14 protein-coding genes are annotated in these 13664 nt (G+C 75.6%); 4 read left to right on the forward strand and 10 right to left on the reverse strand.

What is annotated here, in order from left to right:
• Window positions 1-50: 50 nt before the first annotated feature.
• The 5 genes from folP to lysA are packed head-to-tail and all read right to left on the reverse strand — an operon-like array spanning window position 51 to window position 5499.
• Window positions 51-920 carry a dihydropteroate synthase gene (gene folP / locus ITJ85_RS10830; RefSeq protein WP_217913119.1) on the reverse strand — a complete coding sequence of 290 codons (870 nt, stop codon included), beginning with the start codon at window positions 918-920 and terminating at the stop codon, window positions 51-53.
• On the reverse strand, window positions 917-1855 hold the full coding sequence (gene thrB / locus ITJ85_RS10835) for a homoserine kinase (RefSeq protein WP_217913120.1): 939 nt from the start codon (window positions 1853-1855) through the stop codon (window positions 917-919). Before thrB ends, folP begins: the two co-directional genes overlap by 4 nt.
• Window positions 1848-2891, reverse strand: a complete 1044-nt coding sequence (gene thrC, locus ITJ85_RS10840) for a threonine synthase (protein WP_217913121.1) — start codon at window positions 2889-2891, stop codon at window positions 1848-1850. Before thrC ends, thrB begins: the two co-directional genes overlap by 8 nt.
• Window positions 2888-4201: a homoserine dehydrogenase gene (locus ITJ85_RS10845; protein WP_217913122.1), complete on the reverse strand. Its 1314-nt coding sequence runs from the start codon at window positions 4199-4201 to the stop codon at window positions 2888-2890. The genes thrC and ITJ85_RS10845 overlap by 4 nt, the downstream gene beginning before the upstream one ends.
• Window positions 4198-5499: a diaminopimelate decarboxylase gene (lysA, locus tag ITJ85_RS10850; RefSeq protein WP_217913123.1), complete on the reverse strand. Its 1302-nt coding sequence runs from the start codon at window positions 5497-5499 to the stop codon at window positions 4198-4200. Before lysA ends, ITJ85_RS10845 begins: the two co-directional genes overlap by 4 nt.
• A 51-nt stretch (window positions 5500-5550) precedes the next feature.
• On the opposite strand from lysA, the gene ITJ85_RS10855 reads away from it, so the two are divergent.
• A complete protein-coding gene (locus tag ITJ85_RS10855) occupies window positions 5551-6204 on the forward strand; it encodes an alpha/beta fold hydrolase (protein ID WP_217913124.1) in 654 nt (217 codons plus the stop codon).
• 96 nt (window positions 6205-6300) lie between these two features.
• Window positions 6301-7002 (forward strand): uracil-DNA glycosylase, encoded by a 702-nt coding sequence (locus ITJ85_RS10860; RefSeq protein WP_246496242.1) that lies wholly within the window; start codon window positions 6301-6303, stop codon window positions 7000-7002.
• Here ITJ85_RS10860 and ITJ85_RS10865 read toward each other — a convergent pair.
• From ITJ85_RS10865 to ITJ85_RS10885, 5 genes are all read right to left on the reverse strand, one after another.
• Window positions 6999-8249 (reverse strand): murein hydrolase activator EnvC family protein, encoded by a 1251-nt coding sequence (locus ITJ85_RS10865; protein ID WP_217913125.1) that lies wholly within the window; start codon window positions 8247-8249, stop codon window positions 6999-7001. The genes ITJ85_RS10860 and ITJ85_RS10865 overlap by 4 nt on opposite strands.
• The gene (locus tag ITJ85_RS10870) at window positions 8246-9157 is read right to left on the reverse strand and encodes a M23 family metallopeptidase (RefSeq protein ID WP_217913126.1); all 912 of its coding nucleotides are present in this window, start codon (window positions 9155-9157) and stop codon (window positions 8246-8248) included. Before ITJ85_RS10870 ends, ITJ85_RS10865 begins: the two co-directional genes overlap by 4 nt.
• A gap of 296 nt (window positions 9158-9453) precedes the next feature.
• Complete coding sequence (locus ITJ85_RS10875; protein ID WP_217913127.1) at window positions 9454-9741, reverse strand: hypothetical protein; 288 nt, start codon at window positions 9739-9741, stop codon at window positions 9454-9456.
• Window positions 9742-9745: 4 nt separating this feature from the next.
• Window positions 9746-11740, reverse strand: coding sequence for a heme lyase CcmF/NrfE family subunit (locus ITJ85_RS10880; RefSeq protein WP_217913128.1), 1995 nt, complete (start codon window positions 11738-11740; stop codon window positions 9746-9748).
• Between the two features lie 18 nt (window positions 11741-11758).
• Window positions 11759-12172, reverse strand: coding sequence for a cytochrome c maturation protein CcmE domain-containing protein (locus ITJ85_RS10885; protein WP_217913129.1), 414 nt, complete (start codon window positions 12170-12172; stop codon window positions 11759-11761).
• 157 nt (window positions 12173-12329) lie between these two features.
• Here ITJ85_RS10885 and ITJ85_RS10890 point away from each other — a divergent pair, with 157 nt between their 5' ends.
• A complete protein-coding gene (locus ITJ85_RS10890; protein WP_217913130.1) occupies window positions 12330-13169 on the forward strand; it encodes a sulfurtransferase in 840 nt (279 codons plus the stop codon).
• Between the two features lie 138 nt (window positions 13170-13307).
• Window positions 13308-13652, forward strand: coding sequence for a Rieske (2Fe-2S) protein (locus ITJ85_RS10895; protein ID WP_217913131.1), 345 nt, complete (start codon window positions 13308-13310; stop codon window positions 13650-13652).
• Window positions 13653-13664: the final 12 nt, after the last annotated feature.

Raw genomic sequence — 13664 nt, forward strand, 5'->3', positions numbered from 1 at the left:
TCGGGTCGCCGCCTGATGCCCGCCCATCGAGGCTAGCACCGGCGTGGTCGCTACTTCAGGACGTCGTACCAGCGCTCGGCGACCCCGGTCGCGAGCGCGTCGGCCACCCGCAGCGCGTCGCGCAGGAAGCCGACCTCGTGCACGCGGAACACCGTGGCGCCGCGCGCCCGGCACCAGACCATGCCGGCCGCGGTGCCCGCCAGCCGCTCGGCCGGTGCCCGCCCCGTGAGGGCGCCGAGCACCTTCTTGTTGGAGATCGGGACGAGGACCGGGCGGCCGAGCGCCACCACCTCGTCGATGCGGTGCAGCAGGTCGAGGTCCTGGGCCGGCGACTTGCCCAGCCCCACCCCGGGGTCGATCACGATGCGCCCGGCCGGGATGCCCGCCTCCCCCGCCGCGGCGAGCGCCCCGCGGGCCCAGGCGGCCACCGTCGCGGGCACGTCCACGTCCGGGAACGACGCCGGCCGCACCTTGGGCGAGCCGAAGAAGTGGGTGAGCACCACGCCGACCCGCCCCGCCGCCGCGACGGCGGCCATCGCGGGGTCCCGCAGGCCGGTGGGGTCGTTGAGGATGGCGGCGCCGGCGGCGATGGCGGCCTCGGCCACGGCGGGCTTGAAGGTGTCGACCGCGACCGGCACGTCGAGCTCGGCCGCGAGGCGCTCCACCACCGGCGCCACGCGCGCGATCTCGACGTCGGCCGGCGTGGGCTCGGCGAAGCGCAGCGACTCCCCGCCCACCTCCACCACGTCGGCCCCCTCGGCGGCCAGCCGCCGGCCGTGGGCGACGGCCCGCTCGGTGCCGGCGTGGGCGCCGCCGTCGCTGAACGAGTCGGGGTTGGCGTTGACCACCCCCACCAGGCGGCCGCGCGAGCAGTCGATCGTGCCGCGCGCGTGCTCCCAGGCCGACGCGGCCGGGCTCACCCCACCGCGCGCGCCAGGCGCAGGTCGGCCCCGCCGGTCCAGCGGGCGCGCACGCCGGCGGCGCTGGCCTTCGACGGCCGCACCCGCGCGGTGACCCCGGCGACGCGCAGCGCGCGCTCGGCGGCGGCGGCCACGGACCCCGCCGCCTCGGCGCGGCACCACAGCAGCACCGACGGGCCCGAGCCCGAGATGGTGGCGCCGAGGCAGCCGTCGCCGTCGACCACCGTGCCGACGGCCTCGAAGGCGGGCGCCATCGGCGCCCGGTAGGGCTCGTGCAGCCGGTCGTGGAGCAGCTCGGGCAGGTCCTCCAGCCGGCCGTCGGCGAGCGCGAGCACCAGGCCGATGCCGTTGGCGAGCGTGGCCGCGACGTCGCCGAGCGGGACCGCCTCGGGCAGCGCCCGGCGGCTGGCCGCGGTGGAGGTGCGCCCCTCGGGGATGACCGCGAGGAACACCAGCCCCTCCGGCACCGGCACCGGCCGCGCCACGGGGCCGGGCGCCACGGCCACCAGGCCGCCGGTCAGGCAGGCGGCCACGTTGTCGGCGTGGCCCTCGATCTCGGCGGCCCTGGCGAGCAGGTCGGCGGGCGCCCAGCGCAGCTGTCCGATCGCGTTGGCGGCAACCAGGCCGGAGCAGATGGCGGCGGCCGACGAGCCGAGCCCCCGGCCGAGCGGGATGCGGTTGCGGCACTCCACGTGCAGGCCGTCGAGCGAGCCGAGCCCCGCGGCGAGCGCCCGGCAGACCAGGTTGGAGGCGTCCTCGGCGACCTCGCCGGCGCCCTCGCCGGTCACCCGCACCTCCAGCGGCCCGGGGCGCCGGGTGATCACCACGGCGTTGCCCAGGTCGAGCGCGACGGCCAGGCAGTCGAAGCCGGGGCCGAGGTTGGCCGAGGTGGCCGGCGCGCTGATCGTGAGCGACTCGAGGGCGGCCTCAGGCAAAGACCGCCTCCTCCACCGCGTCGAGCGTGGCCGGCAGGCGGCGCACCGGCTCGGCGTTGACGATCGCGGTGTCGGGGTCCTTCAGGCCGTGGCCGGTCAGCACGCAGACGACGGTCTCGCCGGGCGCGATGTCGCCCGCCCGGGCCCGCAGGATGAGGCCGGCGACCGAGGCGGCCGAGGCCGGCTCGCAGAAGATGCCCTCCTCGCGCGCGAGCATCGCGTAGGCCTCGAGGATCTGCGAGTCGGTGACGGCCGCCACGGCGCCGCCCGAGTCGCGCATGGCGGCGAGCGCCTGCTCGCCGCGGGCGGGGTTGCCGATGCGGATCGCGGTGGCGACGGTCTCGGGTCGCGCCACCGGCGCGCCCTCCACCAGCGGCGCGGCGCCCGCGGCCTGGAAGCCGTAGAGGCGCGGCAGGCGGCGGGCCCGCTCGGCCTCGCGGTAGGCCTGGAAGCCGAGCCAGTAGGCGCTGATGTTGCCCGCGTTGCCGACGGGGATGCAGAGCGCGTCGGGGGCGTCGCCGAGGTCGTCGCAGACCTCGAAGGCGGCGGTGCGCTGGCCGTCGATGCGGTACTCGTTGAGCGAGTTGACCAGCGAGATGGGGTGGCGCTCGACGAGCTCGCGCACCACGCGCAGGGCGTCGTCGAACGAGCCGTCCAGCGACAGCACCCGGGCGCCGTGCACCAGCGCCTGGGCGAGCTTGCCCGCCGCGATCTTGCCCTCGGGGATGACCACGGCGACCGTCAGGCCGGCGCGCGCGGCGTACGCGGCGGCCGACGCGGAGGTGTTGCCGGTGGAGGCGCAGATCACCGCGGTGGCGCCCTCCTCGACGGCCTTCGAGACCGCCATCGTCATGCCGCGGTCCTTGAAGCTGCCCGTGGGGTTCATGCCCTCGTACTTGGCGAGCACCCGCACGCCGAGCCGCTCCGACAGGCGCGGCAGGGGCACGAGCGGCGTGCCGCCCTCGCCCAGCGACACCACCGGCGTCGACGGGGTCATCGGCAGGAAGTCCCGGTAGCGGTCGATCAGCGCCTTCATGAGCCCCCCTCCCCCGAGCCGAGCACGCGGAGCACCACCGGCTCGCCGCGCACGTCGTCGAGCGCCCGCACGCGCGCCATCGCGGCCTCCATGCGCCGCTCAAGGCCGGCGTGCAGGATCAGCACCAGGCTCGCCTCGTCGCCCGAGCCGCTCTGCACCACGGTGCGGATGGACAGCCCCTCCTCGGCGAACACGGACGCCACCCGCGCCAGCACGCCCGGCCGGTCGGCGACCGACATGCGCACGTAGAAGGCCGAGGTGGTCTCGCCCGCCGGGGCGACGGAGCGGCCCGAGTCGACGAGCGCGTTGTGCAGGAAGGACCACTGGGGCGTGCCGACGATCGCCAGGACGTCGGCCACCACGGCCGAGGCGGTCTCGTCGCCGCCCGCGCCGGGGCCGACCAGCATGATCTCGCGGGTGGCGCGCGACTCGATGAGCACCGCGTTGTCGGCGCCGCCCACGGAGGCGAGGCGGTGGCCGCGCGGGACGAGCGCCGGGTAGACCCGCACGCTGATCGAGCCGTCGTCGGCCCGCGCCACGCCGAGCAGCTTGACCACGAAGCCCAGCGACGCGGCGCGCTCGATGTCCTCGGACTGCAGGCGGTCGATGCCCTCGTAGGGCACGTCGTCCAGGTGCACCCGGGCGTGGAAGGCGATCGACGAGAGGATCGCCATCTTCGCCGCGGCGTCGGCGCCGCCGACGTCCTCGGTGGGGTCGGCCTCGGCGTAGCCGAGCGCCTGGGCGCGGGCGAGCACCTCGTCGTAGCCGCCGCCGCCCTTGGCCATCTCCGTGAGGATGAAGTTGGTGGTGCCGTTGACGATGCCGGTCACCGCCGTCACCTCGGCGGCGAGCAGCGACTCGCGCAGCACCTTGATGACCGGCACGGCGCCGCAGGCCGATGCCTCGAAGCGCATCTCGCCGCCGGCCTGCTCGGCCATCGCGAGCAGCTCGGGCCCGTGGCGCGAGAGCAGCTGCTTGTTGGCGGTCACCACCGACGCGCCGCGGCGCAGCGCGGTGCGCAGGTGGTCGAGCGTCGGGTCGAGGCCGCCCATCACCTCCACCACGAGGGTGACCGAGGGGTCCTCGATCACCGCCGCCGGGTCGGTGGTGATGAGCGCCGGGTCGATGCCCGGCCGCTCCTTGCTCGGGTCGCGGACGAGGATCGGCCCGACCTCCAGCCGGTGGCCGGTCGCGCGCTCGATGGTGGCGGCGCTGCCCGTGAGCGTGCGGACGACGGCCTGCCCCACGGTGCCGCAGCCCAGCAGGCCGATGCGCACGGAGCGCCGGTCGGAGGCCCGGCGGTTCCTCACACGTCCCGCGCGATGAGGTCGGCGTACGTCTCGCGCCGGGTCACCACGCGCGCCTCACCGCCGTCGACGAACACCACGGCCGGGCGGGTGACGCCGTTGTAGTTGGAGGCCATCGAGACGCCGTACGCGCCCGTGGCCGGCAGGCAGACGACGTCGCCGGCGGCGACCGGCGGCAGCGCGGCCTCGCCCACCAGCACGTCGCCGCTCTCGCAGTGCTTGCCCACGAGGCGCAGCGTCTGGGTGGGCTCGTCGTCCGGGCGGTTGGCCAGCAGCGGCTCGTAGACCGCGCCGTAGAGCATGGGCCGCAGCAGGTCGCTCATGCCGCCGTCGACGGCCGCGTAGGTGCGCACGCCCGGGATGGTCTTCGTGGCGCCCACCCGGTAGAGGGTCACGCCGGCGCGGCCGACGATGCTGCGCCCGGGCTCCACCGCCACGCGCGGCATCGGCAGGCCCACGCGCGCCCACTCGGCGCGCACCGCCTCCATCACCGCGTCGGCGTAGTCCTCCACCGCCGCCGGGTGGTCGTCGCGCGTGTAGGCGATGCCGAGGCCGCCGCCCATGTCCATCAGGCGCAGGTCGTCGCCGCCGCAGGCGGCGGCGAAGTCGGCCACGATCGCCGCGGCGGCGCCGTAGCCGGAGAGGTCGAAGAGCTGCGAGCCGATGTGGCAGTGCAGGCCCACCAGGTCGAGCGACGAGGCCGCGCGGATGGCGTCGACCGCCTCGCGCGCCGCGCCGCCCTCGATCGAGAAGCCGAATTTCGAGTCGAGCTGGCCGGTGGAGATGTACGAGTGGGTGGAGGGCTTCACGCCGGGCGTGACCCGCACGAGCAGCCGCTGGCGGACGCCGCGGGCCGACGCCTCGCGCTCCCACAGCCCGATCTCGTGCATGTTGTCCACGATCGCGGTGCCCACGCCGGCGTCGAGCGCCTCGCCGATCTCGCGGGCGTCCTTGTTGTTGCCGTGCAGGTAGATCCGCTCCGGCGGGAAGCCGGCCGCCAGCGCCGCGTAGAGCTCGCCGCCCGAGGCGACGTCCACGCAGAGCCCCTCCTCGCACGCCAGCCGCAGCATCGCCTGGCCGAAGTAGGCCTTCGAGGCGTAGATCACGTCCACGTCGGGCGCGTGCTGGGCGAACGCCTCACGGTAGGCGCGCGCCATCCCTCGCAGGGCGCCTTCGTCGTAGACGACGAGCGGGGTGCCGTGCTCCTCGGCGAGCGCCACGAGGTCGCACCCGCCGATCGACAGGTGGCCCTCGGCGGTGATCGCTGCTGAGGGGGGCAGCACCTGGGCGAGCGGCATCATCGACCGCAGGACGGTACCAGATCGCCCCCCGGGTCCCGGCCGCCTATCCTGGTGCGCCTGTCCGCCGACCGCCTCACCCTCCGCGCGCCCGGGGGCCCCGAGCTCGCCGCCCTCGCCTGGCGCGCGCCCGCGGGCTCGCCCGGGGTGCTGGTCGTCCCCGGGCTCGGCAGCCGCAAGGACAACCACGCCGACTTCGGCGAGGCGCTCGCGGCGGCGGGCATGGCCGCGCTCGCCCTCGACCTGCGCGGGCACGGCGAGAGCGGGGGCCGCCTCGACGGCGGCGCCCGCGACGACGTGGCGGCCGGGCTCGACGCGCTGGCGGCGGCCGGCCACGCGCCGCTCGGCGTGCGGGGGTCGTCGATGGGCGGCCTGCTCGCGCTCGACGCCGCGGCCCGCGACCCGCGGGTGCGCGCGGTGGTGGCGATCTGCCCCGCCCGGCCGGAGGGCCTCGCCGGCTACGGCGAGCGGTGGGCCTTGGCGATCGACATGGAGACCGCCGTGCGGCGCGACGACGGCGTGGCCCGCGCCTACTGGCACGCCACCGGCGACGAGAAGGTGCCCTGGGGCTCGACGTTCGCCCTCGCGGGGGCCACGCCCCACCCGATGCGCCTGCGGGTCGCGATCGGCGGCGGGCACCGGTCCCTGCAGCACGACCCCCACGTCATCAGCGACTCGGTCGCCTTCCTTCGGGCGCATCTCGCCTGACGGAGCGGCCGCCCACTCGGGCCGGGCACGGCCGCCCATTCGGGCCGGGCGCGACCCCTCGCCCGGGCCGCGCATGACCGCTCACCCGGGCACCGCGTGAGCGCCCGGCCGGGCATCGCCCGCCACGGGGCGCTCGAGGGCCGCATCGTCGCCTGCCGCGCCTGCCCCCGCCTCGTCGCCTGGCGGGAGGAGGTGGCGCGGACGAAGCGGCGGTCCTTCGCCGGCGAGCGGTACTGGGGCCGGCCGATCCCGGGGTTCGGCGACCGCGACCCCTGGCTGTTCATCGTGGGCCTGGCGCCGGCCGCCCACGGCGCCAACCGCACCGGCCGCGTGTTCACCGGCGACCGCAGCGGCGACTTCCTGTTCGCGGCCCTCCACCGGGCGGGGCTGGCGTCCCAGCCGGCCTCCGTGCGGCCGGGCGACGGCCTGGAGCTCACCGGGTGCCGGGTGGCGGCGGCGGTGCGCTGCGCCCCGCCGGCCAACGCGCCGACGCCCGACGAGCGGGCGCGCTGCCTGCCCTACCTGCGCGAGGAGCTCGCGCTGTGCCCCGGGGTGCGGGTGGTGATGGCGCTCGGCGCGGTCGGATGGGACGCCGCCCTGCGCGCCCTCGCGCCGCCGCGCCCGTGGCCGCGCTTCGGCCACGGCGCCGAGGCGCGGATCGGCGGCGTGACCCTGCTCGGCTGCTACCACCCGAGCCAGCAGAACACGTTCACGGGCCGCCTGACGCCCGCGATGATGGACGAGGTGCTCGCCCGGGCCCGCGCGCTGGCGGACGGGGCGCCGGAGGGCGCCGGCTAGAGGTAGCCGAGCGGGTTGACGGCGCCGCCGTTGACCCGCACCTCGAAGTGCAGGTGCACGCCGGTCGAGCTGCCGGTGGTGCCCATGCCGCCCACCACGGTGCCCTGGCCCACGGACTGGCCGACGGAGACCGCGATGCTCGACAGGTGGGCGTACGCGGTGGAGAGCCCGCCGCCGTGGTCGACGACGACCATGTTCCCGTAGCCGCCGTTCCAGCCGGCCACGATCACGGTGCCGCCCTTCGCGGCCGCGATCGGCGTGCCGCTGGAGCCGGCGATGTCGATGCCCTCGTGCATCCGCCCCCAGCGGGGGCCGTAGGTCGAGGTGAGCGTTCCGCTGACCGGCCAGACCATGCCCGCGGACGACGCCGCCCCGGTGGCGACCGAGCCGCTCGGGCCGGACGAGGACGCCGACGACGACGGGCTCGCCGCCGCCTGCGCGGCGCGGATCTTCTCCGCGAGGGCGGCGGAGCGCGCCTCGAGGTCGGCGGTCGCCTCCTCGTACTCGTGGCGGTCGTGGCGCACCCGGGAGAGCAGGGCGCGCCGGCCGGAGAGGGCGGTGTTGACCTGGGTGGCCTGCACCTCGAGCTCGGCCCGCGCGGCGCGCGCCTGCTCGGCGGCCCGCTCGGCCCGCGCCTCGGACTCGGCGACCTCGGCCCGCATGGAGGCGATGGCGTCGCGCGTGCGCCTGGTCTCGTCGCGGTAGCGGCGCACGGTGCCGGCCAGGTCGCTGTCGCGGTTGGCGATGCCCTCGAGCAGGTCGGTGGTCTCGACGGCCGCGGCGAGGCTGCCGGACTCCACGAGCACGAGGATCGGGTCGGGCGTGCCGCGGGCGTAGAGCTCGCGCAGGCGCATGCCGAGCAGCTCCTGGCGATGGCGCAGCTCGGCCTCGGCCTCGGCGAGCCGCGCCTTCTCGACCTTCAGCCGCGCCGTCAGCTGCCGCAACCGCTCCTGCAGCGCGGCGAGCTCGGCGTCGAGCCGCTCGGAGCGGGCCCGCAGGGGCGCCAGCCGCGCGCGCAGGGCGCGGATGCGCTGGGAGTAGGCCGCCACCTCGGAGGTGAGCACCGACTCGCGGCCGCGCGCCTGCTGCAGGCGGTCGCGCGCCCGCTCGAGGCGCTGGTCGACGTCGGCCTTCTCGTCGGCGGGCGCCGACGTCGCGATGCCGGCGCCCGCCGCGAGCGCGGCGGCGCCGAGCAGCACCGCGAACCGGCCGGCCCTGCGGCCCGGAGCCGCGGACCGGTGGGTCACCTGCGGTCGCGCGCCTGCGTCCGAGCTGTCGGATCCACGGCCACGAGGTGTGAGTACGGGTTGATCGGCCGCGATCCTGCCGGCCGGATCTCGAAGTGCAGGTGGGTCGCGCCGTAGCGGGCGTCGCCCGTGTTGCCGACGGTGCCGATCACCTGCCCCGCCGTGACCCGCGAGCCCTCCTGCAGGCCCGCCGCGATCGACGTCATGTGCGCGTAGTAGTAGTCGGTGCCGTCCGCGCGCTGGAGCCACACGTAGATGCCGCCGAGCCCGGTCTCGCGCCGCGTGAGGCGGGACACGGTGGCGTCGGTCACGGCCACGAGCGGCGTGCCGCGGTCGGCCATGATGTCGGTGCCCTCGTGGCTGCCCTGGTGGCGGGCGGCCCCGTAGTCGTCGCTGTAGGTGTAGTCCTGGCCGCCCACGGGGAACACGTCGAGGTACCGCGAGGCGCCGGGCACGACCGCCGCGCGGGTGGCGGCGCGGGGCGCGCCCGCGGCCATGCGGGTGCGCAGGCCGAGGCGCTTCATGAGCCTGGCGTTCGCGACGCCGGTCGGCTTCATCCGGAAGCGGCGCTGCACCTGCTTGACGGCCCGCTTGGTGGCGGGGCCGAAGGCGCCGTCGACCGCGATGCGGGCGCCGCGCCGGCGCAGCTCACGCTGCAGGTCGCGCACGATGGCGCCGCGCGCGCCCAGCCGCAGCACGACCGGCTTGGTGCGGACGCGGGCGGGGGCGCGCAGGGCGGCTGCCGCCGGCGCGGGGGCCGGGGCGGCCGCGGCGGCCGTCTGGGCCGTCGGCGCGGGGGCGGCCCCCTGGGCGGGGGTGCGGGAGACGGACGTGGGGATCTCCACGTCCTGGGCGACAGCGACGCCGGCGGAGCCGGCGAGGGCCGCGAGCACGAGCGCGGCCGTCACGAATGCATGACGGGACCGGCCGGGACCTCTGTGGGCACGCGTACGGGCTGAGATCCTTCGGCTCCTTTCCGCCCACGGCAGATGACCGCGGGCTGTGGGTCACCGGCCTGGGCGGGGCACGGCGCCTCTCGGAGTGCGGGGACGCGGGGACTTTACGGACCCTTCACCGAGCCGGTCAAGGGCGGTCAGGGCCCGCGTGACGGGTGTCAGGGGCCCGCACACGCTATTTGCCGGGGAAATCGCCCGTATCCGTTTCGGCCGCATCCGCGCGGCCTTGAGCCCCGCGACCGGCGGTGTCAGCCCCGGGTGAGCTCGTCGCGCCGTCGCATGAGCTCGACGGCGCGCGCCCGCTCGGCGCGGTCCAGCGCGGTGAAGTCCTCGTCGGAGAGGTTGCCGGCGCGGTGGTCCATCTCGATCTCCCGGACGGCCTCCAGGGAGCGGCGCAGGTCCTCCTCGAGCGCCCGGCGGGCGTCGTCCGCGGCGTCGCCGGGCGCGTCGCCGGCCGGCCGGGCCACGAGCGGCCAGGCCATGGCGGCGACCGCCGCCAGCGCCAGGGCGGCGAGGATCAGCGACGGGGCGAGCACGGCGTCAGGCGGGAGCGCGCCGCTCCGCGGCGGGGCTGTCGGCGCGCTCGCGGCGCGCGGAGGGCGGACCGGGCCAGGCGGCCAGCAGGCCGCCGAGGAAGATGATGACGCCGGCCACCCAGATCCAGACCACGAGCGGGTTGACGAAGACGGTCACGCGGGCGAGGCCGTCGTCGGTGAGCTGGGAGAGGAACAGGTAGAGGTCGCGCGTCGGGGCCGTGTCGATGGCGACCATCGAGTTGCGCGTCTCATCGACGGCGAACGTCTCGACGCCGGGGCGCATCGTGGCCACCCGCTCGTCGCCGCGGAACACGCCCATCTGCACGCTGACGACGGACGAGTGGTCGTCGCGGCTGCTGGTGGAGCCCTCGTTGACGAAGGTGTAGCCGGCCACGTCGGCGCGGTCGCCCTCGCGCAGCGCGATGTCGCTCTCGGTGACGAAGCCCTTCGAGCCGGCGAAGCCGATGAAGAGCACCACGACCCCGATGTGCACCGCGTAGCCGCCGTAGCGGCGCCGGTTGCGAGCGACCATGTTCACGAAGGCCCCGGGCCACGAGACGCCGCCGAGGGCGTGGCGCACCTTCGTGCCGCGCCAGAACTCGCCGGCGATGCACGCGGTCACGAACACGCCGGCCACCACGGTGCCCGCGGCGACGGGCTCGTCCGGCAGGTCGGTCAGCAGCAGCAGCGGGACGGCAGCGACCGCGGCCACCGTCAGCGGGGCAACGAAGCGCCGGCGCAGCTGGGCGACGGATGCCTTGCGCCAGGCGATGAGCGGCCCGATGCCGGTCAGCACCAGCAGCGCCACCCCGATCGGCGTGGCGATCTGGTCGTAGTAGCCCTGCCCCACGGTGATCTTCTCGCCGCGGACGGCCTCGGAGATGACCGGGAAGACCGTGCCCCAGAAGACGGCGAAGGCGAGGCCGACGAGCAGCAGGTTGTTGAAGAGGAAGACGGCCTCGCGGGAGACGTAGCTCTCCAGCGTGTGCTGCGAGCGCAGCAACGGCAGGCGGGTGATCAGCAGGGCCACCGACCCCACCAGGACGAGCGCGATGAAGGCGAGGAAGAACGGGCCGAGCGTCGACTCGCCGAAGGCGTGGACGGAGGAGATGATCCCCGAGCGGGTCAGGAACGTGCCGAACAGGCAGAGCGTGAACGCCAGGATGACGAGCACCATGTTCCAGACCTTCAGCATCCCGCGGCGCTCCTGGACCATCACCGAGTGCAGGAACGCCGTGGCGACGAGCCAGGGCATGAAGGCCGCGTTCTCGACCGGGTCCCAGGCCCAGTAGCCGCCCCAGCCCAGCGTCTCGTAGGCCCACTTGGCGCCGAGCACGATGCCGACGCCGAGGAACAGCCAGGAGAAGATCGTCCAGCGGCGCACGCTCGTGATCCACGCCGTGTCCAGCTTGCGCGTGACGAGCGCGGCCATGGCGAAGGCGAACGGCACCGACAGCCCCACGAAGCCGAGGTAGAGCATCGGCGGGTGGGCCTGCATGTACGGGTTCTGCAGCAGCGGGTTGAGCCCGCGGCCCTCGGCCGGGACGGTCGCGAGCGTCTCGAACGGGCTCGAGACGAACGACAGCAGCCCCAGGAAGAAGACCGCGATGGTCATCAGCACCGCGGTCACGATGGGCATCAGCTGGCGGTTGCGCGAGCGGTTGGTGGCGACGACCAGCGCGGAGAAGCCGCTCAGGATCCACGCCCAGAGCAGCAGCGAGCCGGCCTGGCTGCCCCACAGCGCGGTGACCTTGTACTGCGCGTCGAGGGTGCTCGAGCTGTACTCGGCGACGTTGCGCAGCTCGAAGGCGTCGGTCGCGAGCGCGACCCACATGGTGACGATGGCCACCGTGGTGAAGCCGAACACCGCGTAGACGCCGCGCTCGGCGCTCTGCTCCCAGGCGCGCCGGCCGGGGCGCCGCGACAGGAGGGCCATGGCGACGGCGTAGACCGCCACCACGAGCGCCAGGAGGAGGGCCGCGCGGCCGAGGATGCTCACGGTCGCGGCCTCAACGCGTCAGGTCTGCGTGTCGCCCGGCTCGTCGGAGAACTTCGACGGGCAGAGGGTGACGAGGGAGTCCTCGCGGGCGATGAAGCGGCCCTGCTCGTCGAGGGCGCCGGTGACCACGATCTCGCGCCCCGCCTTGAACTGGTCGGGCACCGAGCCGTGGTAGACGACATCGACCGTCTGGCCGGGGTTCTCCTTGTCGCGCAGGGTGAAGACCAGGCCCTCGTCGGTCTGGGCCCGCCCAGCCGCGTCGGCGGGCGCGCCGGGGGCGACGGTGCCGTTCAGCCGGTAGGTGGTCGCGGCCGCCAGCTCGCCGGGGCCAGCGTAGGTCTCGAGGCTGCCGCCGATGCTGGTCCAGGCCAGCCAGGCGCCCAGCACCACGGCCAGGCCGATCGCGACGATGAACCGCATCCGGGATCGCATCGCGGTGATCGTACACCGGCGCCGCGACGGCGGGCGGGGACGTTGTTCCCTCTCGGCGCCGGGGCTGCAACACTGCGGCACGGCAATATCTCGAATTCCCTGGGTTTTCCGTCGTACAATCGGGCGGGACGCCGAACGACAGACAGGAGCTGAGCCCATGAGCCGACGCAACGAGGTGCTCGTGACCACCGACTGGGTGGCCGAGCACGCCGATGATCCCGCCTATCGCCTCGTCGAGGTCGACGAGGACACCGAGGCCTACCAGGGCGGGCACATCCGCAACGCCATCGCCTGGCACTGGAAGGACGACCTCCACGCCGCGCCGCGCCGGGACTTCCTCGACCAGGAGGGCCTGACGGAGCTGCTGCGCCGCTCCGGCATCGGCGCCGACACGACGGTCGTCCTCTACGGCGGCAACAACAACTGGTTCGCGACCTACGCCTACTGGCTCCTCCGCTACCTGGGCTTCGACCGCGTCAAGCTCGTGGACGGCGGGCGCAAGAAGTGGGAGCTCGAGGGCCGCGAGCTGGTGACCGAGGTGCCCGAGGTCCAGCCGGCCGAGCCGGGCGCGCTCGGCGCCGTGCGCACGGAGCTGCGCGCCTACCGCGACGACGTCCTGGCCCACATCGGCGGCGAGGGCAGGACGATGGTCGACGTGCGCAGCCCCGCCGAGTACTCCGGCGAGGTCATGGCGCCGCCGCACCTGCCCCAGGAGCAGGCGCAGGTGCCCGGCCACATCCCCGGCGCGGCCAACGTGCCGTGGGCGAGCACGGCCAAGGACGACGGCTCCTTCAAGAGCGACGACGAGCTGACGAAGCTCTACTCGGACGTCGGGGTGACCCCCGACACCGACGTGATCGCCTACTGCCGCATCGGCGAGCGCTCGAGCCACAGCTGGTTCGTGCTGCACGAGATCCTCGGCTACGAGCGGGTCCGCAACTACGACGGCTCGTGGACCGAGTACGGCAGCCTCGTCGGGGTGCCGGTCGAGAGGTAGCCGCGCCGCGCGGCGCCGGGGAGCCCGTCCCGGCGCCGCGCAGGTCGGGCCGGCCCGACCGGCGGCCGACGGCGCGGACCGCATCCTTGTGCGCCCGGCCCATGCGGGCGGCCGCGCCGTCCCGGAGCATGCGGCCGCGTGAGCCGCGCCCCGCAGACCGTCGAGCACGCGCTGGGGCCGATCGACCGCATCCCGCTCGGCGGGGGACGCGAGTTCGCCGTGGCCGGCGTGCGCATCGCGGTCTTCCGGCCGCGCGCCGGTGGCGTGCGCGCCACCGCGGCCGAGTGCCCGCACCGGGGCGGCCGCATGGCCGACGGCTTCACCGGCATGGGCGCCGTGGTCTGCCCCGTGCACGGCTGGGGCTTCCGCCTCGACACGGGCGAGGCGGTGGTCGGCGAGGGCGCCATCGCGTGCCACCCGGTGCGCCTCGGGCCCGGCGGGGAGATCCTCGTGACGCTGCCGGCCCCGGCCCGGACGGGGTAGCGTCCGGGCCGC

This window comes from Miltoncostaea marina, from assembly GCF_018141525.1.
Taxonomy (GTDB): domain Bacteria; phylum Actinomycetota; class Thermoleophilia; order Miltoncostaeales; family Miltoncostaeaceae; genus Miltoncostaea; species Miltoncostaea marina.